18 protein-coding genes are annotated in these 22,484 nt (G+C 47.1%); 10 read left to right on the top strand and 8 right to left on the bottom strand.

The window, feature by feature from the left end:
• Window positions 1–110: 110 nt before the first annotated feature.
• The 7 genes from JJU34_RS17045 (at window position 111) to JJU34_RS17015 (ending at window position 7,393) form a co-directional block, all read left to right on the top strand.
• Window positions 111–794: a succinate dehydrogenase cytochrome b subunit gene (locus tag JJU34_RS17045; protein WP_228693615.1), complete on the top strand. Its 684-nt coding sequence runs from the start codon at window positions 111–113 to the stop codon at window positions 792–794.
• A gap of 40 nt (window positions 795–834) precedes the next feature.
• The gene (locus tag JJU34_RS17040) at window positions 835–2,769 is read left to right on the top strand and encodes a fumarate reductase/succinate dehydrogenase flavoprotein subunit (RefSeq protein ID WP_228693614.1); all 1,935 of its coding nucleotides are present in this window, start codon (window positions 835–837) and stop codon (window positions 2,767–2,769) included.
• 27 nt (window positions 2,770–2,796) lie between these two features.
• A complete protein-coding gene (locus tag JJU34_RS17035; RefSeq protein WP_228693613.1) occupies window positions 2,797–3,546 on the top strand; it encodes a succinate dehydrogenase/fumarate reductase iron-sulfur subunit in 750 nt (249 codons plus the stop codon).
• A gap of 168 nt (window positions 3,547–3,714) precedes the next feature.
• Window positions 3,715–5,142, top strand: a complete 1,428-nt coding sequence (locus JJU34_RS17030) for a sodium:solute symporter family protein (protein WP_228693612.1) — start codon at window positions 3,715–3,717, stop codon at window positions 5,140–5,142.
• Between the two features lie 17 nt (window positions 5,143–5,159).
• Window positions 5,160–5,600 (top strand): GNAT family N-acetyltransferase, encoded by a 441-nt coding sequence (locus tag JJU34_RS17025; RefSeq protein WP_228693611.1) that lies wholly within the window; start codon window positions 5,160–5,162, stop codon window positions 5,598–5,600.
• Between the two features lies 1 nt (window position 5,601).
• Complete coding sequence (locus JJU34_RS17020) at window positions 5,602–6,672, top strand: alanine/ornithine racemase family PLP-dependent enzyme (protein ID WP_228693610.1); 1,071 nt, start codon at window positions 5,602–5,604, stop codon at window positions 6,670–6,672.
• A gap of 112 nt (window positions 6,673–6,784) precedes the next feature.
• The gene (locus JJU34_RS17015; RefSeq protein ID WP_228693609.1) at window positions 6,785–7,393 is read left to right on the top strand and encodes a porin family protein; all 609 of its coding nucleotides are present in this window, start codon (window positions 6,785–6,787) and stop codon (window positions 7,391–7,393) included.
• 57 nt (window positions 7,394–7,450) lie between these two features.
• On the opposite strand, the gene JJU34_RS17010 is transcribed toward JJU34_RS17015, so the two are convergent.
• From JJU34_RS17010 to JJU34_RS16975, 8 genes are all read right to left on the bottom strand, one after another.
• On the bottom strand, window positions 7,451–8,335 hold the full coding sequence (locus JJU34_RS17010; RefSeq protein WP_228693608.1) for a carbohydrate kinase: 885 nt from the start codon (window positions 8,333–8,335) through the stop codon (window positions 7,451–7,453).
• Complete coding sequence (locus JJU34_RS17005) at window positions 8,328–9,671, bottom strand: sugar porter family MFS transporter (RefSeq protein ID WP_228693607.1); 1,344 nt, start codon at window positions 9,669–9,671, stop codon at window positions 8,328–8,330. Before JJU34_RS17005 ends, JJU34_RS17010 begins: the two co-directional genes overlap by 8 nt.
• 95 nt (window positions 9,672–9,766) lie before the next feature.
• Window positions 9,767–11,266, bottom strand: coding sequence for a glycoside hydrolase family 32 protein (locus JJU34_RS17000; RefSeq protein WP_228693606.1), 1,500 nt, complete (start codon window positions 11,264–11,266; stop codon window positions 9,767–9,769).
• A gap of 67 nt (window positions 11,267–11,333) precedes the next feature.
• Entirely contained in the window at window positions 11,334–12,026 is a 693-nt protein-coding gene (locus JJU34_RS16995) for a hypothetical protein (protein WP_228693605.1), read from the bottom strand.
• Window positions 12,027–12,120: 94 nt separating this feature from the next.
• Window positions 12,121–12,612: a DUF4494 domain-containing protein gene (locus tag JJU34_RS16990; protein ID WP_228693604.1), complete on the bottom strand. Its 492-nt coding sequence runs from the start codon at window positions 12,610–12,612 to the stop codon at window positions 12,121–12,123.
• Between the two features lie 105 nt (window positions 12,613–12,717).
• Window positions 12,718–13,884 carry a hypothetical protein gene (locus JJU34_RS16985; RefSeq protein WP_228693603.1) on the bottom strand — a complete coding sequence of 389 codons (1,167 nt, stop codon included), beginning with the start codon at window positions 13,882–13,884 and terminating at the stop codon, window positions 12,718–12,720.
• Window positions 13,885–13,997: 113 nt separating this feature from the next.
• Complete coding sequence (locus JJU34_RS16980) at window positions 13,998–15,347, bottom strand: FAD-dependent oxidoreductase (RefSeq protein WP_228693602.1); 1,350 nt, start codon at window positions 15,345–15,347, stop codon at window positions 13,998–14,000.
• A gap of 17 nt (window positions 15,348–15,364) precedes the next feature.
• Window positions 15,365–16,816, bottom strand: a complete 1,452-nt coding sequence (locus tag JJU34_RS16975; RefSeq protein WP_228693601.1) for a pyruvate kinase — start codon at window positions 16,814–16,816, stop codon at window positions 15,365–15,367.
• A gap of 315 nt (window positions 16,817–17,131) precedes the next feature.
• Here JJU34_RS16975 and JJU34_RS16970 point away from each other — a divergent pair, with 315 nt between their 5' ends.
• From JJU34_RS16970 to JJU34_RS16960, 3 genes are all read left to right on the top strand, one after another.
• Window positions 17,132–17,731, top strand: a complete 600-nt coding sequence (locus JJU34_RS16970) for a sigma-70 family RNA polymerase sigma factor (RefSeq protein ID WP_228693600.1) — start codon at window positions 17,132–17,134, stop codon at window positions 17,729–17,731.
• A 192-nt stretch (window positions 17,732–17,923) separates the two neighbouring features.
• Window positions 17,924–18,955: a FecR family protein gene (locus tag JJU34_RS16965; protein WP_228693599.1), complete on the top strand. Its 1,032-nt coding sequence runs from the start codon at window positions 17,924–17,926 to the stop codon at window positions 18,953–18,955.
• Between the two features lie 154 nt (window positions 18,956–19,109).
• Window positions 19,110–22,478: a TonB-dependent receptor gene (locus JJU34_RS16960; RefSeq protein WP_228693598.1), complete on the top strand. Its 3,369-nt coding sequence runs from the start codon at window positions 19,110–19,112 to the stop codon at window positions 22,476–22,478.
• The last annotated feature ends 6 nt before the right edge of the window (window positions 22,479–22,484 follow it).

Below are 22,484 nucleotides of genomic sequence, written 5' to 3'. Positions count from 1 at the left end.
AATGTTTTAAAATAAGAAGGTGCGTTTTGTTATTGATTGTTTGGTACCGAATCCAAACGTAAATTTGGCGTTTGAGTAAAAAACCATCAAAACTAGACAATAGAAACCATATGAGTTGGGTAACAAAAACCTTAAACAGTACGTTGGGCAGAAAATTGATCATGGCCCTGACCGGATTATTTCTTATCTTATTTTTAGTGGTGCACCTTGCAGGGAACCTGCAGCTCTTGGCCAATGACGGGGGACGTCTATTTAACATGTATGCGGAAAGCATGGCCACGAATCCACTCATCAGAGTGGTGTCCATATTTAATTTTGTATTCATCGCGCTCCATGTGGCTTATTCGGTTGCGCTTACCCGGCACAATAAGGCGGCCCGCCCTGTGGGTTACGCAGTATCCGACGCGTCGGCAAACTCCTCGTGGGCTTCCCGGAACATGGGGTTACTGGGTACCATCCTTTTGATATTTTTGTTGGTTCATTTAAGGGGTTTTTGGTATGAGTTCAAGTTTGGTGCATTACCTACCGCCACCTACGAGGAGGGCACCTTTAAGGATGTATATTCCATTGTGTCAGCCGCCTACTCTAACATTATCTACGTAGTGTTCTATGTGGTTAGTATGGGGTTTTTGGCGTTTCACCTGTCTCACGGCTTTGCAAGTGCCTTTCAAACCTTGGGATTAAATCACAAAAAATATTCGCCACTTATCAAAAATGTAGGCATCGGGTTTTCTATCCTGATCCCCTTGCTATTTGCCCTGATTCCGGTGGTGATGTTTATACAGGGCAGTTAAGAAGAATCTAAATTGATTACGAAAATAAATCAGAAAATCAATGATACTGGATGCTAAAATACCCTCCGGCCCGTTGGCGGAAAAGTGGACTAAACATAAATTTAATGTGAAGCTGGTAAACCCGGCAAACAAGCGGAAGTATGACGTGATCGTCGTGGGAACTGGTCTGGCAGGCGCTTCTGCAGCTGCTTCCCTAGCCGAATTGGGATACAATGTAAAAGCCTTTTGCTTTCAGGATAGCCCCAGACGGGCACATTCTATTGCTGCACAGGGTGGAATCAATGCCGCAAAGAACTATCAAAATGATGGAGATTCGGTCTTCCGGCTATTTTATGATACGATCAAGGGTGGTGACTACCGTTCTCGCGAGGCAAACGTATACCGGCTGGCGGAAGTTTCTGTAAATATCATCGATCAGTGTGTGGCACAGGGCGTTCCTTTTGCCCGGGAGTATGGTGGATTACTGGCAAACCGTTCGTTTGGTGGTGCGCAGGTATCCAGAACCTTTTATGCGAGAGGTCAAACCGGTCAGCAGCTTTTATTGGGGGCCTATTCGGCGCTCAGCCGACAGGTGGCTAATGGAAAGGTAAAGTTGTTTCCACGTACAGAAATGATGGATGTAGTGAAGGTGGATGGCAAAGCGCGGGGAATCGTAACCCGGAACTTAATTACCGGAGCCATAGAGTCTCACAGCGCCCATGCAGTGCTTCTATGTACTGGAGGTTACGGAAACGTTTTTTTCCTGTCCACCAACGCGATGGGTTCCAACGTGACCGCGGCATGGAGAGCGCACAAAAAAGGCGCCTATTTCAGCAATCCCTGCTACACCCAAATTCACCCAACCTGTATCCCGGTATCGGGAGACCATCAGTCCAAACTGACGCTGATGTCCGAATCGCTTAGAAATGACGGCAGGGTATGGGTTCCCAAGACAGTTGAGACCGCAGAGAAATTACGTAAGAAGCAAATCAAGCCTCAGGATATCAAAGACGAAGACAGGGACTATTATCTAGAGACCAAGTACCCATCTTTCGGTAACTTGGTGCCTCGTGATGTGGCCTCCAGAAATGCCAAATACGTATGTGACGAGGGCAGGGGAGTAAATGAGACCGGCGAAGCCGTATTCCTTGATTTTCGGGACGCAATCCTACGGGATGGAGAAGACTTGGTGAGAAGCAAATACGGTAACCTGTTTGACATGTACCAGCAGATCACCGGAGAGAACCCTTACAAGACACCGATGATGATCTATCCGGCGGTACATTATACCATGGGTGGACTATGGGTAGACTACAACTTGATGACGACCGTGCCAGGGCTTTATGCATTGGGAGAAGCAAACTTCTCAGATCACGGAGCAAACCGATTGGGTGCTTCTGCATTGATGCAGGGACTGGCCGATGGGTATTTTGTGGTGCCCTACACCATTGGTGACTACTTAGCGGGTATGTCGTACGAGAAAGTACCTGTAGACCATCCGGCATTCAGAGAAGCCGAAGCAGATGTAAAAGGCAGGATACAGCAGCTGTTAGCTATCAAAGGGTCCAAGACAGTAGATTATTACCATAAGAAGCTGGGCAAGATCATGTGGAACTACTGCGGTATGGCCCGGTCTGCGGACGGCCTAACCAAGGCAAAGGCGATGATTAAGGAGTTGAAGGCGGAATTTTGGACAAACGTAAACGTGTTGGGTACCGGTGAAGAGCTAAACCAATCCTTGGAGAAAGCACATCGGGTCGCAGATTTTCTGGAGCTTGGCGAGTTGATGATTGACGATGCGCTGAACCGTGACGAAAGCTGCGGAGGCCACTTTAGAGAAGAATTCCAAACGCCAGAGGGCGAAGCGCTTCGGGACGACGAAAACTTTGCCTATGTAGCGGCTTGGGAATATCAGGGAGAGGGCAAAGAGGAACAGTTGCACAAGGAGCCACTGGTATTCGAGAATGTCAAGCTTACCCAGCGAAGCTACAAGTAAAACCAAACCACAAAAGAAAACGACGGTATGAATCTTACACTAAAAATATGGAGACAAAAAAACCACAGTGACAAGGGTGGTTTTAAAGATTATAAAATTGCCAATATCTCCGAGGACATGTCATTTTTGGAGATGTTGGATGTATTGAACGAGGAGCTTTCCGAAAAAGGAGAAGACCCGGTGCATTTTGACCACGACTGTAGAGAGGGTATCTGCGGGATGTGTTCTCTTTATATCAATGGAAGGCCACACGGGCCCCAGCAAACGACAACCTGTCAGCTACACATGAGGTCCTTTAAGGACGGTGATACGATCACTATTGAGCCTTGGAGAGCAAAAGCCTTTCCGATTATGAAGGACTTGGTGGTTGACCGAGGAGCGTTTGATAGAATTATTCAGGCTGGTGGATACGTTTCGGTAAACACTGGGGGGGTTCCTGATGCCAATGAAATCCCTATTCCCAAGGTGATTGCAGACGAGGCTTTTGATGCAGCTACCTGTATTGGTTGTGGTGCCTGCGTAGCAGCTTGTAAGAATGCGTCGGCCATGTTATTTGTCTCCGCTAAGGTTTCCCAGTTAGCCTTGTTGCCACAAGGGCAGGTGGAGCGAAGGGATCGGGCCGAAAAAATGATCGCACAGATGGATGCAGAGGGATTCGGTGCTTGCACCAATACCGGTGCCTGCGCGGCAGAGTGTCCGAAGGAAATTAAATTGAGTAATATAGCTAGGTTAAACCGGGAGTTTTATACAGCGTCCGTGACCACGGAGAATGTATAGATCGGTCGAAACGATATCGCAACCAACAAAGAGGCCCCAGGAAACTGGGGCCTCTTTCGTTTGGTACAATTCGAGTGTAGAATGCGAAAATCTGACTAGATCTGTCCCGTTTGCATGTATAATCGAGAGCTATAAAACACGGAATTGGCTAATTAGGAAGGAGGAATCGTGGCAATAATTGATTTGTTTATTTTTCTTGTTTATATGGTAGCCATGTTGGGAGTAGGGGTCTACTTCATGAAGAACAATAAGGGGCAAGATGATTATTATGTTGGGGGAAGAAATATAGGCAGTTGGCACATCGGACTTTCAGTTGTTGCCACTGATGTAGGGGGTGGATTTTCGGTGGGGCTAGGAGGATTGGGTTTCGCCATGGGATTATCCGGCAGCTGGATGTTGTTTACAGGTCTTCTTGGAGCCTGGCTTGCGGCAGTTTACCTGATTCCCGTCGTGAGGTCTACTCCGCAGTTTAAGCATTTCTACACATTGCCTCAAATAGTCACGTACCTTTATGATCGAAAAGTTGGTCTCGCGGCCGCTTTTATCTGCTTTGTGGGATATTTGGGATTTACTTCTTCGCAGTTACTTGCCGGAGCAAAACTGGCTTCCGGTACCTTTCCTGAATTGGATCTACAAGTTGCCTTGGTGATCATGGGTGTAATAGCGGTGGTCTACACGGTCATGGGAGGGTTAAAGGCGGTAATCTATACCGATACCATACAGTGGATTATTTTGTTGATGGGGTTTATCTTTATTGGCTTGCCGGTGTCCTATTTCCACGTAGGAGGCTGGTCGGTCATCAGAGATACCTTACCCGCCGAGTTCTTTTCTCTCCGTAACCTGAGATGGCAGGACCTAGCAAACTGGGGAATTACGATATTGCCCATTTGGTTTGTAGGTATGACCCTTTATCAGCGGATTTTCGCCAGCAGAGATGTGGCTTCCGCAAAGAAAGCCTGGTATATTGCTGGTTTCTTCGAATGGCCCATTATGGCTTTTATGGGCGTTTCATTGGGGCTTTTGGCCCGAGTGGCCTTCGAACAGGGGATGATTGCTGTAGATTCGGAAATTTTGGATCCTGAAATGGGTCTTCCGATCTTACTCAGTACGGTACTTCCGGCGGGTATTATGGGATTAATGATGTCGGCCTATTTTTCGGCGGTATTGTCTACGGCTGACTCCTGCCTGATGGCTGCATCTGGAAATTTGACCACCGATATATTTGGACGGTGGATGAAAACTATGTCAGATAAGGCGGTGATGCGTCTGAGTCAGGTCTTTACACTTGCAATCGGGGTGTTGGCACTGGCCATTGCGCTTCAGATGACCAATGTCTTGGAGTTGATGCTTTACTCCTATGCGTTTATGGTGTCAGGGCTTTTGGTGCCAATCGTCGCTGGATTGTTTTGGAATATGAGATCTCCCAATGCCGCTTTGTCCGCAATGGTACTGGGAGGAGGTGTGACCGCAGGTTTGTCTGTAGCAAATGTGAAACTGCCTTTTCAGTTAGATCCAAATTTTTTCGGTGTTTTGGTTTCTTTAGCAGCGTTTTTGCTTGTATATGGTATAGAAAAGTATAAGAATCAGAATAAATAACAAAAATCATTTAAATAATGACAGTATTTCAGACAATTACGGCTATCGATAACGCGACCTATTTGCAGAAGAAAGAAATTGCAGATTTTCTTTTTCAGCATTTGGACCAATACGGAGATCCACACGAACATATCATGCGCTGTCTAGACTACGCGTTGGATCAAGCTGTGGACAAGGGCGGATTCGCGGTTCTGGCACGTGAAGAGAACCTAGTGGTAGGAACTGTTGTCGTGAATAAAACGGGCATGTCTGGGTATATACCCGAAAATATCTTGGTTTATATAGCTGTGGATGCATCGCAACGGGGTAAGGGGCTCGGTAAACGCCTGATGCAAATGGCTATAAATATGGCGCAAGGCAGTATCGCACTGCATGTGGAGCCTGACAATCCGGCCAGGAACCTCTATGAGAAGTTGGGCTTTACAAACAAATACTTGGAAATGAGACTTACGAAATGACATGGCATTCCTAAACCTTTACAAAGAAAAACTTCAAGACAACTTCGAATTCTTGAAAAACCATTTCAACATCCACGGCGTAGCTTGGGGGGTGGTATCGAAGATGCTGTGTGGAAACAGGCGGTATTTGAAGGAACTGATTGACTTGGGCGTAGATGAAGTGCACGACTCACGGATTAGTAATCTTCGAAAAATCAAGGAAATTAACCCCAACGTGCAGACGGTGTATATCAAACCGCCCTCTAAAAGAAACCTTGCGGACATGGTCCGCTATGCCGATGTGAGCCTTAACAGTGAATTGAATACCATCCGATGGATCAGCGACGAGGCGGTGAAGCAGGGTAAAATGCACAAAATCATCATCATGGTGGAAACGGGAGACCTTAGGGAAGGGGTAATGGGGGACCATTTGGTGGAGTTTTACGAAAAAGTATTCGACCTGCCCAATCTGGAGATCATCGGCTTAGGGACCAACCTCAACTGCCTAAACGGGGTATTGCCTTCAGCTGACAAGCTTATTCAGCTTTCCCTCTACAAGCAGATCATAGAGTTGAAATTCTCGAAGGAAATTCCCTGGGTATCTGCGGGGACATCGGTAACCATTCCACTCATGCTTCACAAACAGCTGCCCAAGGGAATTAATCATTTCCGCGTGGGCGAAACGCTCTATTTTGGCATCGATCTATTTGAAGATACAGTGATCGAGGGCATGCACGGGGACGTATTTGAGTTGTTTGTAGAAATCATCGAGATGCAGGAAAAACCCCTGCTACCAAGCGGTGTTCTGGCGGCGAACCCTCAAGGGGAAGTGATGGAAGTAGACGAATCTCTATACGGAAAGACCAGTTACCGGGCGATTATTGACATTGGTCTGCTTGATGTGGACCCCAAATACTTGATACCTGTAGATGATGATTTTGAGATTATAGGAGGTAGTTCCGATATGTTGATCCTTAATCTTCAGCAAAACCCCAATGGGTATAAGGTTGGGGATTTAATTGCCTTCAAGCTAAAATATATGGGGGCTTTGGCTGTGTTAAATTCTAGCTACATTGAAAAGCGTGTGGTATAAGAGTTTTTTATCTCTTTTATTGTCAGGATGTTGTGTCTGGGCTGCTATCGGCGACGATAGTTTGGCATAGTATTAGAATATCGTGGTAGCTGAACCAATTAGATTAGTTACCATGAAAAAATTGTCTTTATTAGTTTTGGTGTTTATGGGAGCGGGAATTATTGCCGCCCATGCGCAGATGAGAAGCCCGGCAGAGGAGCAGAAAGCAAGCTTTGGAATCCGGGGTTGTGCGAATTTCTTCAACTGGGGAGGATCGGATGTAAGCAGCAACGATTACACCAACCGGGTCGGGTTTCACGCAGGTATTTTTGCTAACATGTTCGTAGTGGACAGATTTGCCATTGAGCCGGGTGTTTACTATTCGGTTAAAGGTACGCAAAATGATGATTTTGCCGATTCCAGGGCTATTTTGAATTACCTGGACGTGCCGATCTTGTTTAGGTTTTACGCCGGTGAAGGGTTTAATTTCTTCGCAGGGCCGCAGGGGTCTATCCTGATGGGCTCCAAGTTTGAGGCCAATGTGTTGGGAAGTACACTGGGATGGAATACCGATGCAATCAACGACATCGATGCAGGCTTAGTGGTTGGATTGGGATATAATCTACCCGTCGGGTTGAACTTACAAGCTAGTTATGACCTAGGGCTAACTCCTGTTTTTAAGGATTCCCAAGCGGAGGTGTACAATCGTGGATTCAAGGTTTCCGTAGGGATAAGTTTCTAATCCCGCTGAAAACTTCTAGAAATATTTTTAAAGGCCTTCTATTCGGAGGCCTTTTTTTTAGTTTTTCCGGAGGGCCTCAACATCTGCTATGGCGTATGTGGGAGTGCCGCCTTCCATGGTGGCCACCAAAGCACCCAAGGCACAGGCGTAATCCAGCGTTTGTTCAGGTGATTGGTGGTCCAAATACTTGGTAATAAACCCGGCCAAAAAGGCATCGCCAGAACCCACTGTGTCTGCAACCTCCACGGGGTAACCCGGGTGAGAAACAATTTCCCCGTCCTGAAAAAGCAGGGCGCCTTTAGCACCCAATGTAACACAGATTAGGTCCAAGTCAAACTGCTCCGATAATCTTTCCAGCGCCGTGCTGGTTTTGGAAGGTAAATCCTGGAAGGAGGCAATTTTGGAAAGTTCCTCCTCATTGATTTTTAGAATATGGCAGGACTTTAGGAGCTCTTCTATCAGCTCAGCTGTATAAAACGGAGGCCGCAGATTCATATCCAACACCTTAAGGCTATCGGTGTTTTTCAGAAGTGAAAAGAGCGTCTCTCGGCTTGTTGGTTCTCTGGCTGCTAGGCTGCCGTATACAAAGACATCTGCCGTACGGACTGCCCGCTGCATTGTTTCATTCCAGGTAACCCGGTCCCAGGCTGCAGGTTTTACGATGTCGTATTGGATGTTTTCCGGGTCTGTATCGTTCACATGGACGGTCCCTGTGGGAAGCTCTCCGTCTTCTTGGATCAACGAGGTATCCAGTCCGTAGCGTTCCACAAAGCGGAAGAGTTCCCTGCCCAATTTGTCTTTTCCGACCCGGGAAATCATGGAAGTGTCCAAGCCCAAGTGTTGCAGGTGCAGGGCCACATTCATGGGAGCACCACCGGCAATTTTTTTCTTCGGAAACACATCCCAAAGCATTTCCCCAAAACAGATCGCTTTTTTAGGCATGGCTTTTCTTTAGGTCTTGTTGGATTTCTTCCAAAGAGCGGCCTTTGGTTTCGGGCATCCGCAGGGCTACCCAGAGAAGCTGGACAACCATCATCAATGCAAAGAAACCAAAAATCGGCACCGGACCGAATTGGTTGGCAAAGAAAGGAAATACATTGGCGATTAATGCAGCTAGTATCCAGTGGGTGAAGCAACCGATGGATTGTCCATATGCGCGTAGTTCATTGGGAAACACCTCGGAGATGAATACCCAAATTACGGCGCCCTGCCCTACGGCGTGGGAAGCGATAAACATAAAGACAAATATCGGGAGCAGGCTTACGCTCAACTGCCCCCCGGAGAATGAGTATGCGATGAGCGAGAGGGATATAATATATCCAATGGAGCCGATGTACATCAGCTTTTTTCGACCAATCCGATCGATAAGGTACAGACCAATCATGGTCGCTAGTAAGTTGACGACACCGATGCCTACGGTGGATAGCAACGCGCTCTCGGCACTGATGCCTGCCATCTCAAATACTCTGGGGGCGAAATAGATGATGGCGTTGATACCAGAGAGCTGATTGAACATCGCAATCACAACGGCCAAGAGCGTGATGTGTAGGTATTGGTTTTTGAAGAGCGCCATAAAGCCCACCTTCAACTTGTTAAGCTCTTTTTCTTCTAGCGCCAGTCGAATGGCTTCCTTTACCCCGGTTGGATCGGTTTTGGATAAGATGCGTTCTGCTTCCTCGAAATTTCCGTGTTTTGCGATCAACCAACGCGGACTTTGCGGTACCTTAAATACCAAAACGGTGTAAATCAATGCAGGTATGGCCTCCATTCCAAGCATCCAGCGCCAACTTTCGTTTTCGATGGCGGTGTCTATAAGGTAATTGCTAAAATAGGCCACTAGTATCCCAAACACCAGGTTAAACTGAAACAGTGCAACCAATTGTCCGCGGTTTTTGGCAGGGGAGATTTCGCTGATATACATGGGAGCCACTACTGAAGACGCCCCTACGCCCAAGCCACCGATAAAACGGAATGCCATAAACGAAATCACCTCTGGAGCGACGGCAGAGCCCAGCGCCGACACGAAATAGAGGATACCAATCCAAATCAGGGACTTTTTACGACCGTATTTATCAGCAGGAATCCCTCCAAACAGCGCTCCAATGACGGTGCCGTACAATGCAATCGCCACAGCCAGCCCATGGCTCCAATCGCTCAGACCCCAGGCCTGCTGTATGTACCGTTCGGCACCGGAAATCACCGCGGTGTCAAATCCAAAAAGAAATCCGCCCAGTGCAGCTACCACCGAAAGGAATAACACGTATTTGTTTATTTGCATAAGTTGGTTGGGTTCATGGTTATGATCAAAGAATAAAACTAAAAAGTTTAGCAAGATAATAAAACCCTACAGCGAAAATAAATCGTAGTATACGATTACTTCCAAATGGAGGCGAGAGAAAATACGCGTGTTTTGGTCATTCCTCCGGTTAGCTCCAGGGTGCGGTATGGTTCTGTTGGAAAGAGGATAGCTGTCATCACCAATTCACCTGAATTTATAAATACCTCTATCGAGCTGCTGTCCAAAAAAATCTGCACCGATGTGACCGATACTCCATCGAGGGGAGCGGTGTGAACGTTGGCGAAATCGGCGTGAAAATCACTCAATCCTGACTGGGTCCGATCCAGTTCCAGCTTCCCGTCTGCGAACCGCAGAATGACCTGCTCTCCGGAGTCATTTTGGACCAGGATGCTTTCCAAATCCCCATCTGGAATCTCCACAATAATTTCCGAAGTCGCACTGGGCAGATCAAACCGCTTCTCATCTAAAAAGACAGTCTCATCTCTCCGAAGCCCCTGTAGCTCGTCAATGGGTTGGGAGTGAAGTAGGTGTTTGCCATGTATTCCCTTCAGGCTAAGGGACCGCGGGATGGTCTTGGCGCTACGCCAAGTCACGGTGGGCACGGCGCCTGCATAAAGCCAGTTGCTCATCCAGCCAATAAAAAGCCTTCTGCCGTCGGTATCTGGGATATTGGACCATGTGACTCCGGCGTAATTATCGGGACCGTAGTCGATCCAACGAATGACTGTGTCTAGAGGGGTAAATTGCTTACCGTCAAAGTTCCCGATAAAATACTGCGTGGCTGATCCGAGATTGGGACCGCCGGGGTTAATGCTCACCAGCATCACCCATTTTTCGGATCCGTTGGGGTCATTCATGGGAAATAGATCCGGGCATTCCCATACGCCACCTTTTGCTCCAATACCTTCACCGAATTCACTGGCAAATGTCCAATCCAACAGGTTTTCAGACGTGTACAGGTGGATGACCTTTTCTACAGCCAATGCCATAACCCACCTGGAAGTAGGCCCATGCCAAAAGACCTTAGGGTCTCTGAAATCCCGGATACCGGGGTTGTCCAATACGGGGTTTTTGGCATATTTGGTCCAGGACCGTCCTTTATCTAGGCTATAGGCAATACTTTGCACCTGAAAATCCACGTCACCTGCTTGCTCCTTCTCTGCGTGGTGGTTTGTGTATATAGCAACCATGGGAGGATTGTCGTCACTACCCAGTCCGCTGGTATTCTGATGATCAATTACAGCTGATCCCGAAAAAATAGTACCCAGTTCATCGGGATAAAGGGCAATTGGTAGGTTTTCCCAATGTACGAGATCTTTTGAAACGGCATGTCCCCAGTGCATAGGACCCCATACGGTACTTTCCGGGTGATATTGGTAAAAAAGATGGTATTCGCCTTGGTAAAAAACCATGCCGTTGGGATCATTCATCCATTGGCTAGGGGGTGAAAAGTGAAACTGGGGCCGAAAGGTCTCTGTATACATGTCCCCGTTGGATTCCGTTTGGGTGGTTTCCGAACCGTGCCCACACTGCATCCACAGCAGGGCAATGATGGCGATGGGCAAATTTCTCATTGGTGTAGCGTATGATGTTATACCTTGACTGTATCCGCATCAGGTAGACCCAAAACGGCAAAACCCACTATTTCCCTATGGGAATGCGGTAGTAGAGCTGCAATTGAGCGGCAACATCGGGCTTGATAGACTTCTGCTGCTGATCGTTTCCCTCCATCTGGCCAAATATAGCCATCATTAATGTGGATTCCAGCCCAATCTCTCCGTTGATTTTCTCAAGCTCCATGTAAATTCCCATACGAAAAGGGATGTAAATTCCTGAATTGGAGGCATCGTACGTTTCCTCCACGAAACCACCGAGATCATTGTTTATCCTTCTGGTATCCTGTCTACTGGAATGAAAAAAGCCCAGTCCAAGCCCTGTATAGCCTTTTATTAACGATGGGAGATAGCCGCTCTTATTTGGGTTTATTTGATAAATTGGCATGATATCCGCAAACATCAATGACCCGGTAAATGCGTGGGGGAGACTGGCTTCTGCTATTTTATTGATTTCGTTAAGATTATAAAAATCACCACTTTGGATTGATTGGATACCAGCAGTTACCTTGGCATCAAACATTTCATGTATCTTTTTGCTGAAATCTAGTGTTAGGGCTGGGAGTACCTTGAACTTGAACTCGCTATGGATCCCCGTGTTGTCCCCATAAAGCTTGGATGGGCCAAGACCGACCCCTATGCGGTCTCTACGATCATCCTGACCTAGGAGGAGATGAGAAGAAGCTAAAACAATGGTGATTAAAAGCAATAAATTTTTCATGCCAAGGATCGAATTTGGCTGCAATATAATAAAAGATGTATTTTAAAGTAAGTTATTTGCTTTTTATGGTTGAACTAGCTGAAGGCTGGCTTCGTTAAGAGGGGTTTACTTCATTCAGGGGTTTGAGGTTCTCGGGGATCGGAGGGTTGAGATCGTCGTCTTTTTCATAGGGGAATACCTCCACGATGGGGCTTTCCACTACCTCAGGGACATTAAAAGTCACCAGCATATTGTTCAGGCTTTCGTAAATTCGTTCGTAGGCTTCCTTCACGTGATGCGCAGTCACTAGCATAAATTGGGTGACTTTTTTTTCTTTACCACTATCCGCATCGGCAACGATGTAGGTGATCTTGCATTTGTGCCAAATATCGATGTCCTCGAAAAAAAAGACGTCTACAATATTACTTTTGCTGATATTGGTGACCTGAAAATCGCCGCGAATGACCGAGCCCAGCATATCGTAAATCCTTGCTTCGGCTTCTGTAAAGGATACCGCGTCTACCAAATATTGTTCAGACACGTTCTTCAGCAGTCCCTGCTCGTTTTCCTTGGCATATTTTACTTTGCACAAAAACCAAACTCTCATGTTTTTCCCTATTCGTTTTCGACACGAAGGTACGGGTTAATCGCCAAAAGGAAAAAACCTTTTGAAATTTGATCCGGCAATTCCATGTGGTGTTCTTGTGAAAACCTAGTTTTTTGTGCCGATATGTACTTTATAAAGTTTCACGAAATCTTCTTCCTGCTCTTTGTTGAACCTCGACAAAAACCACAATTCGCCGTTCCTATAGAGAAGTTGTCGGTAGTCCAGCTGATTGGGGATTTCCAGGTCAGCCAAGCGTTTTCCTTCCAGGTTCATGATAAGCAACCTATCGGTATATTTGCCTTCCATTTCCGCCATGAATTCGCCGTAATTCCCCTCTAGGTTTTGATACCGCTCCCTGTCCAACGGATCAAACCCCGGATGGTAACAGGCCAATAGGAGGGTGTCCACCAGGGTAAGCGATCGGGTTCTTCCGGCAGACGCATCCACCGCTATCCCTTTTACATCTGCCTCGGCCGGTGCTTTTCCCTGACCGGGGAAAAACAAGGTATGTTCCATTTCATGGACAGCAATCGGTGCGGAGGTGTCGTCTAGGTGGTATAGGTATAGGTTGGGATCGGTGCCCACGGTTACATAAAGTGAATCTCCTCGTAGGGCAAATGAAGGCATCATCTCGGGGGCGTCGTAAGCCTGACCATTTCTAAAGTGGCTTTCATTCGCTAGGTGTAGAAAACGGTGCAACTTACCGGAGTCGGGGTTAAGGGTAGCCAACAACTGGAAGTTTTCATAGTATTCTGGCTCTGCTTTGGTGTATTCGCCTCGAGGGGTGATCCCCCTGAAAAGATAGTCTTCTCCGATCTTTGCAACCGGATTGTCTGCGGCGGCTCTGCCGGAGAAGCTGGGAATATCTTTTGCGGATACTGGTGTGCTCCGAATTAATCGCCCATCCGGCCCAAATTCCTGGTAGCCTTTAAACCCAAGGAGGAAAAAATGACCGTTTTCCATAAATTGGGCTGGTGTCCAGGGGAACATGCCGTAGTTATCCCTGTTATCGCCCCGTTTTTCCATGGTCTCCAGATGGGTGCCTGAAAAATCGGTCAATAGGATAATCCCCCGCTGTGGGTCGTGTAGAAGGATTCTCTTGCGGGTTGGGTCTATGTCCATCAGGTCCAGCAGGCCTTCGTAGTTGACCTGGATGGAGTCCTCCAGGCTAAGTTCGATGGAGATGGGCATTTCGTTATCCGATGGTCGGTTGCAGGCGAGGATTACTCCGATAGAACAGACTAGGAAAAAGGAAAAAAGAGTTCTGTTCATAGACTGAAAGGTAAGTTTCAGGTTGTAAGATAGTTCATTAAAACTAAAAAAATAAGAATTCGGGTTCTTTTTTTGTTAGTACTCCAGCAAGGCCCTTTTAGCCAAAGGACATTTCAGACGAGCTGCCGGGCGGCGATCTGTATGGGATCCCATATGCCCGAAAAGGGCGGCGCATAGGCCAAGTCCAAGTATACCAGGTCTTGGGCGGTCAGATTGCCCTGGATTGCCGCTACCACGGTATCTATCCGCTTGGCAGCTCCCTGAGATCCGATTATCTGGGCACCCAGTAGGAGTCCGGAATCTGCCCTACAAATCAATTTGACGGCAATTTTTCCACTGCCCGGAAAATACCGGGCGATGGTGCTGCTTTCGATAGTGGCTTTTTGGTATGGAATGGCCAATGCGGCAGCTTCCGTTTCGGAGAGTCCTGTACGGGCGATTTCCATCGCCTTAAATTTGGTGATGGCTGTACCGAATACGCCTGGGAAGGACGCATCTCCACCTGCGATAACCGTTCCAGCAACCAAACCGTGTTTGTTGGCGACCGTTCCCAAGGATATAAAGATATCTTTGTTTTTGAGCAAATGACGAGAAGAGGCGCAATCCCCAGCTGCCCATATATCCTTTTGAGAAGTTTCCATTCGGCCATTCACTGCGATTGCGCCCGAGTCACAGAGTTGGATGCCTGCATCTGCGGCCAATTCGGCGTTTGGCTTCACACCAATGCCCAGGATCACTAGGTCGGCGTCCAGGGTACGTTTGTCTGTTTCCACCATCCTGACCTTTTGGTCGGTATCGGTGTGGATGGCGATCAAACTTTCTTCCAAGTACAGTTGTACCCCCTGATCCTGTAAGTAGTCTGATACCCGTGTAGCCATGTCTTTGTCCAGCGTACCCATGACCTGTTCGTTTCGGTCGATCAGGGAAACTGACATATCACGTTCCAGCAGCGCTTCGGCCATTTCCAGTCCAATGTATCCTCCTCCAACGATCACCGCGTGCTTAGGTTGGTAGGTTTTAACGTAGTTTTTGGCCAAAATTCCGCTTTGCAGCGTGGACAGGGAAAACACGCCTTGGGCCTGTATCCCTGGCAGATCGGGATGAATAGGAGATGCTCCGGTAGCGATAAGCAAGTAGTCGTAGGTTTCCCAGCTTATCCGATGGGTAGACAGGTCCTTTACCTTTACCCGTTTGTTTTCGGGGTCAATTTTCGCTACTTCGTGACGGATCAGGGCCTTTATTTGATGCTTTTCCAAGAACGTTTCAGGCGTGCGGGCTATAAGGGAGGATTCATCCTCAACGATGTCACCGATGAAATAGGGAATGCCACAGGCTGAGTAAGACGTGTGGGGACTACGTTCGTACACCACAATTTCCCAATCAGGCTGAGACCTTCTCACCTTCGAGGCGGCACTCATCCCGGCCGCATCGCCTCCTATAACTACCAATTTCTTTCTATCCATCCCTTAAAAGTACCTATTCAAACTTTGCCAAGCTTTAACTTTCCGACTAAAAATCTTTTTTTGGTGCGCTGGGCTTTGGATCGGTGTATGATTTCTTTCAGGTATTGGATCACGGTGACCGTGTGTGGGCCCTTGTTGATCATTACGCATTCGGCCAAAGCAGCCTGCGCGGCATCGGTGATTTCCGAACGAGTGGCAATTCCCGTCTTGTGGAGGTTTTCGAGTACTTGGGTAGCCCATACCACCGGTACCTGTGCTGCTTCACAGAGCCACATAATGTCGTCTTGAATTTCTGCCAGCTTCTGAAAGCCTGTTTCCACGGCCAGATCCCCACGTGCGATCATCACACCGGATAAGGGGTCCTTCATACTTTCCAGCAGAAGTTCGGGGAGATTCTTTACAGAAAGGGCTGTTTCAATTTTTAGGATGATGGGTGGAGGGACATCTGTGAGCTCAGCTAGGAGCGTTCTGAGGTATTGCAGGTCCTCGGCGGTATTGACAAAGGAATAACCGATTAGGTCCGTATGGGACAGTACAAATGGAAGCGCTTCACGGTCGTGGGATGTTAGTGCCGGAATTTTAATTTTGCTGTCAGGAAAATTAATTCCTTTGTCTACCTTGATACGTTCCCGTTTGGCAAAGTATTTCCGTATCCGCACCCCGACACCGCGATCGTCTTTCATTTCAATGGTTCCGAATACTTTACCGTCATCAAAGAATACCCGCTGTTCTGGCTTTAGGTAAGGGATTACTTCCGGCACGGTAGGACTGATCACTATGTCTTTCTTCCCGTAGCCTTTTCGGGAGGTTGCGAGGTAAATCAAGCTTCCTTCGGGGATTGCCAGGGATTTCTTTTTGCGGTCATCTCCCAGGAACTGGGTTCGTATTTTTGGGCCGGCGAGATCCATGTAGATTTTACAAGGAAAGCCAGTCATTTGTGTGACGTTCCGGACTGCATTCACCATCTGTTTCCATATAACCTGGTCACCGTGTGCGCAATTGATGCGTGCTACATTCATGCCTTCCCGCAGCATTTCCAACAATTTATCCTGTTCGCCGATGATTTCCGGATCCAAGGTAACCATGATATAGGGTTGCTGGCTTCCGTTGCCACGGCCAAACAGGTCGTTCGCTTTTTGTGCAAGGCGTTCTTTGGTTTCGGGGTAGCTATGTGGAAATAGCTGATCCGGCGCATACCGATGGCCCAGCCGCTGCCTTACCGCCTGCACTTGGGCAAGGATATGACTTTCCGCATTGGAGAGCGCAGATAGTCCTAGCCGGTGTAGCGCCAGTTGCAGCTTGGTTCGGTCTTCGCTTCTGAATGCGAGGTAATGCAGCAGGTTTTTTGCCGCCGTTTGGTTGTCGGGGTGGACTTCTTCAATGAGATGCGGATGATCAGCACACGCTTGAATCATTTCCGATTCCATCTTTGATAACTGCTGATCAATGTTTTTCGAATCTATTACCATAGGATAAAACCGAGGCGGCTGTGCGGTATGTGGAAAAGCTTTTTAGGTATGTATCCGGTTAAGGGGATGGCTTCCTTAAAAACGGTTGCGAACAAGAATAGATTCAATTGGCACGCTGATTTTCATTGAAGTCTGTATGGTTCGTTGTTTTGAGGGATTTGTAATCTTTAGGTTAAGATTGGTTGATCAATTTGTTTAGTTTTGACCATAAAGGTTACCTTTTAGGCTTCGTACGGAAAGTAATTTGCAATATTTGTACTAAATTCATTATTTCAGCTTTAAATCAGGTAGGTGTGATTTTGAAATAGCACTAGTATGTTGGATCGGAAAAGTGAAAAGTCTGACCTTATTGGGACGGAATGCAAGGTAATTGACACGACGATAGATCGCCAGTTATGGAATGAATTTCGTGATGGGAAGGAGTCTGCGTTTATTCAGATTTACGAGCGTCATTTTGACCAATTATACCGTTATGGTTGCCGAATGGTTGCTGATACTGCCTTGGTGGAGGATTCCATACAAGATTTGTTTATTTATCTTCGGGCTTCACGGACAGGGCTTGGGAAAACCAACAATATTAAGTTCTATTTGTTTAAGTGTTTAAAGAGGAGGTTGCTGACAGAAATGAACAAATGGCAGGAAAAGCGTGATGACTTTCCCCCTCCTTCTTATTTTGAGTTTTCTGTTTCTCATGAGCAGGTTTTGATAGATCGTCAATTGGATAAGGAAAAACTTGAAAAACTAAACGCCGCAATCAAGCAGATGAGTCCGCGGAAACGGGAAATCATCTATTATAGTTTTTACGAAGGGATGGATTATCGGCAAATCCAGGAACTGATGGGGCTAGACAGTTTAAAGACTACCCGTAACCTCATGTATAAAGCGTTAGGATTTCTCCGGGAGGCCTTTGAATAGTTTTATTGCATGTTGTACTGCGCACCTATTTGCCGGAAAGATTTTTTTCTGTATTTCATTGGATTTCAACAATTTACCATTTTAATTTATTGTCTTCCACCTAAGTGAGGAAAGAAAAAATGTTTTTTTTGGAAAAATAAGGGTGTGATTTTCTGTCTTCCCTTCTTTTATAGTAAAACGAAGGTTATCAGCATGAAATCAAAAGAGGATTTTCTATCGGATCCCGAGTTTGTGAGATGGGTAAAACGTCCCACTCCGGAGCTGGAGGCATATTGGAGCAACTGGATAGCGGCAAATCCCGATGCGATTAAATCTATCAAGTTGGCCAAGGAGATTTTGATGGCAGTTAACTATCAGGAACCTAAGATCCCTGAGGGGAAGAGGCAGGAGATTTTGGCCAGCATATTAAAAGAAGCTCCCACAGTTAATCGCAAAGAAGACGATACCATAGCAGTAGTTAAGGGGGGAAATGGATGGCTACGGTTTGCACGAGCAGCCGCAATCCTACTATTTGGTGTTGGACTGGCTTGGCTAGTGCTAGACATTCAGCCAGCATCCGAAAAAATCACCGTAGAGGCAGGCAACGGCTTATTGGTGCGTTCTACCAATGCTGGAGAAAGGCTTCAATTGACACTTGAAGATGGGACCCGCATTTGGCTGAATTCTTCTACTACGCTTCGGTATCCCGCTAATTTCGAGGCTGCTCAGAGAGATGTCCATTTAGAGGGTGAAGCGTTTTTTGAAGTGAAAGGAGATAGTCTTCGGCCCTTTAAGGTATACGCGGGAGATATGGTAACTACGGTTTTGGGTACTTCTTTTAATGTGACCACAAAGGACAGTATCTGGGCGCAAGTAGCGCTGGTAGAAGGAAAGCTAAGCGTAATGAATCATCAGTTTGAGGGTACGGTTTTGCTGAAAGCAGGTGAAATGGTCAAGTACGATGAATCAACTGGTACAAAAGAGGAGGGTAGGTTTGATATTCGGGCGGTTACTGCCTGGCGCAATGGCTTGATATTTTTTCAAAAAGCTGGTATGGATGAAGTATTGGCTAGACTTGCTGATTGGTATGGTGTCGAGTTTCAAGTAATCGGACAGCGAAAGCAAAGTTGGAGTGTGACCGCGGAATATGAAAACCAAACGTTGGAAAATGTACTAAAAAGTCTTTCCTACGTGCACAAATTCACCTTTGATATCGATAGAAAGAAAGTAACTATAAACCTGTAAACCATGTCCTTTGACTTAAATAGCTCATAGAGACTACCGGCAGGAGATATTCCTGCCGATAGCTCCTCAGCCCTCCGGAAGTAGCATTGGGGAATGTCGTTCTCCGGATCGCTGGGTTTAATGAATTTCGAGATCCACAAAACCACCTAAATGTATGAAAAAAACAATACTTAACGCATTTATTATGTGTTCAAAATGTTTCCTTTATGTGTTCATTTTGCAGCTGGCATTTCTCAATTTTGGGTTTGCCGTAGATGCAAATGGCCAGTACAAGGCTATTGATGAGGTTTCTATAAACCTACCGGGTAACGAATTGACCGTCGGTGAATTTTTCCAAGCCATACAGCAGCGTAGTCCCTTTAGATTCACCTATGACACCGAAAGGGTTAACTCCAAACGCCGTCTTAGTTTCACAGATTCAAGGGGAACGGTTGAGGAGTTGCTAAAAGCTGCTGCATCTCAAAGTAACCTATCTTTCCGGCAGATTAATCACAACATCGATGTATATGTGAATGCCGGGAGAGAAAACTCCGTAGTCGTGGCGCGCGCAGAAGCCGAACCGATCCGAGGTAAGGTCACGGATGCCGAAGGGGAGGCGTTGGTCGGTGTGGCCGTTTTGGTAAAGGGTACCACAAGAGGCACAGTGACGGACATAGACGGCGCATTTATGTTGGACGATGTAGAAACTACCGCCGTTTTGGTCTTTAGCTACGTTGGATTTAGATCGAAAGAAGTGGAAGTGGCCGGCAGGATTGTCGTAAATGTTGAGCTTGATGAAGATTTGGGCACGTTGGGAGAGGTAGTAGTGGTAGGTTATGGCACCCAGAAGAAGGCCACCCTCACAGGTGCTGTAAGCCAAGTAGGTTCTGAGGTGTTTGATAGTCGCCCCATTACCAATATCAATGCCGGTATCCAAGGTACCATGCCCGGAGTTACAATAACCGGTGCGTCAGGCCCTCCAGGTCAAAATGCTGGTTCAATTCGCATCCGAGGCATCGGCACCTGGGGAAATGCCACTCCTTTGGTGGTGATTGATGGTGTACCGGGAGGAAACTTAAATATCCTCAACCCGGATGATATAGAGTCGATTTCAGTGCTTAAGGATGCGGCTTCTTCATCCATATACGGCGTCCGCGGCGCCAATGGTGTGATAGTAATTACCACAAAGAAGGGTACGAATTCAAGGCCTACCGTTCAATATACCAACTATTTAGGTTGGCAAACGCCAACTGCGCTGCCTGAATTTCTTGGATCGCCAGACTACATGACGCTTTTGAATGAGTCACTTACCAATGTAGGAAGAAATCCAACGTATACTCAGGAGGAAATCGACATTGCCCGTAGCGGATCGGATCCCAATTACTATGCAAATACAAATTGGATTAACGAAATCTACAAGCGAAGCGCTCCCCAACAAAATCACTCGTTCAGTCTAAACGGCGGGGATAGCGATTTTAATTATTTTGTGTCCTATGCGCACCTGAAGGAAGGTGGGCTAATCGCCGGAGATAATTTCAGTGCCGGTCGACACAATTTAAGAACCAAGTTTAATGCAAAAGTGACCGATCGGCTAGAGATCACAGCAAATATCGGTTATATAGAAAGAACCTACACCGGAGCAGCGGCGGGTACCAGTCCGATAGGTATGGCCCACTCCATCATTCCGCTTGTGCCGGTTAGATTTACGACCGGAACTTGGGGATATATTGGTGGACAATCAAACCCGCTGGCGGTTGCTACCGATGGAGGTACAAACGATTTCGCCTCACAGGAATTTACAGGCAACTTGAATGCGGTTTTTACACTTGTAGACGGTCTGACCGCCAGAGGTCAGTATGGTATGTTCAGGTCCAATTCCAAGCGTACCATTTTCACCAAAACGATCAACTATTTCAGTCCAGAGGACGGTTCACTTATCTATCGGACAGGCTTTCCAAATACCATAGATACGCGGGACTATACCGGCCTTGACCAGTCTTTTATAGGCACGTTGGAATATGATAAGTTACTGGGCGGCAAGCACGATGTGAAGGCCATGTTGGGAGTTTCCCAAGAGCAGGGAATGACGGACAACTTTCAGGCATCCCGAACCAATCTGGCATCTCAGGTAGTGGGGCATATAAACCTGGGGACGGAGAACCAGCTTAATAGTGGAAGTGCTACGCAATGGGCGTTAAGATCCTTTTTCGGAAGGGCAAACTATACCTTTCAAGACAAGTATTTGGCCGAGGTAACTTTCCGCTACGATGGGTCAAGTCGTTTTTCGGCGGAGCAACGCTGGGAATTGTTCAAAGCGGCCTCACTAGGATGGGTGTTTTCAGAGGAGAGTTTTTTCGAGGGGCTTCGTAGCAAGCTGGAGTTTGGCAAGATTCGGGCCTCCTATGGTACACAGGGAAATGACCGGATTGGAGACTACGCGTTTATGGATATCCTGGGGCCTGTGGCTACCATGCCTATTGGCAATACGAATACCATCGGTTACCGTCAAACGGTGGTTGCAAACCGTCTGCTAAGGTGGGAAACGGCTATCAAGCGAAATATTGGGATAGATCTGGCATTTATGAACAATAGGCTGGATGTTACGGCTGACTATTTTATCAATGAATCGGATAATTTGCTGCTTACGCTGCCATTGCCGGATGTGTTTGGCGCTCCTTACCCTACCCAAAACGCTGGGAAGGTCGAAAACAGGGGATGGGAAATGCAAGTGGGCTGGCGTGACCAGATCGGTTCCGTTAAGTACGGGTTGAATTTTAACATGTTCGACGTTAGAAATCGTGTAACAGATTTGGCAGGTACTCCTCCGACCATCGGGGATAGGGTCCGAATGGTGGGGCAGCCGCTAGATGCTTTTTACGGTCTTGTTGCTGAGCGAATCGCCCAGGAAGATGATTTCCGATACGATCCAGAGCTAGGTAGATTTGTGCCGGATTTCCCGGTTCCAGTTGGTGACTTGGTAGCTCCCGGTGACATCATATACAAGGACCTGAACGGCGACGGCGTCATCAGTCTCGACGAAGATCGTCAGGTAATCGGCAGCCACATCCCTAGGTATACTTTCGGCCTTCGAGGCAATGCTTCATGGAATGGGTTTGACTTTAGTTTCTTCCTACAGGGAGTTGGCAAGGCGGACGGATACCTTACAGGAAACGCAAGGCATGCATTTATCGATCAGAGCACCATGCCTAGGCCTGAGCACCTGGATCGCTGGACGCCCGAAAATACAGATGCCAGCTATCCGAGACTGGCATTCCAGCAAACCTTTAACCAGCGCTTATCCACTTATTGGCTAGAAGATGCAGCTTACCTCAGACTGAAGAATATTCAGGTTGGTTACACCATTCCTGCTGTGTTGACAGAAAGAGCGAGGGTTTCGAGGCTTAGAGTGTATGCGTCAGCCGATAACCTGCTAACCTTCAGTAATTTTTTCTATGGATATGATCCGGAGTCTCCTGTGGGAGGAGCAAATTTCTATCCGCAAGTGAAGACTTTTGTAGTGGGTTTGAATATGAACTTTAAATAAGACATC

The organism is Lunatimonas sp., assembly GCF_020832325.1.
Classification (GTDB): Bacteria; Bacteroidota; Bacteroidia; order Cytophagales; family Cyclobacteriaceae; genus Lunatimonas.
The sequence above is the reverse complement of the archived record's forward strand: the minus strand, read 5'-3'. Positions and strand labels throughout refer to the sequence as shown.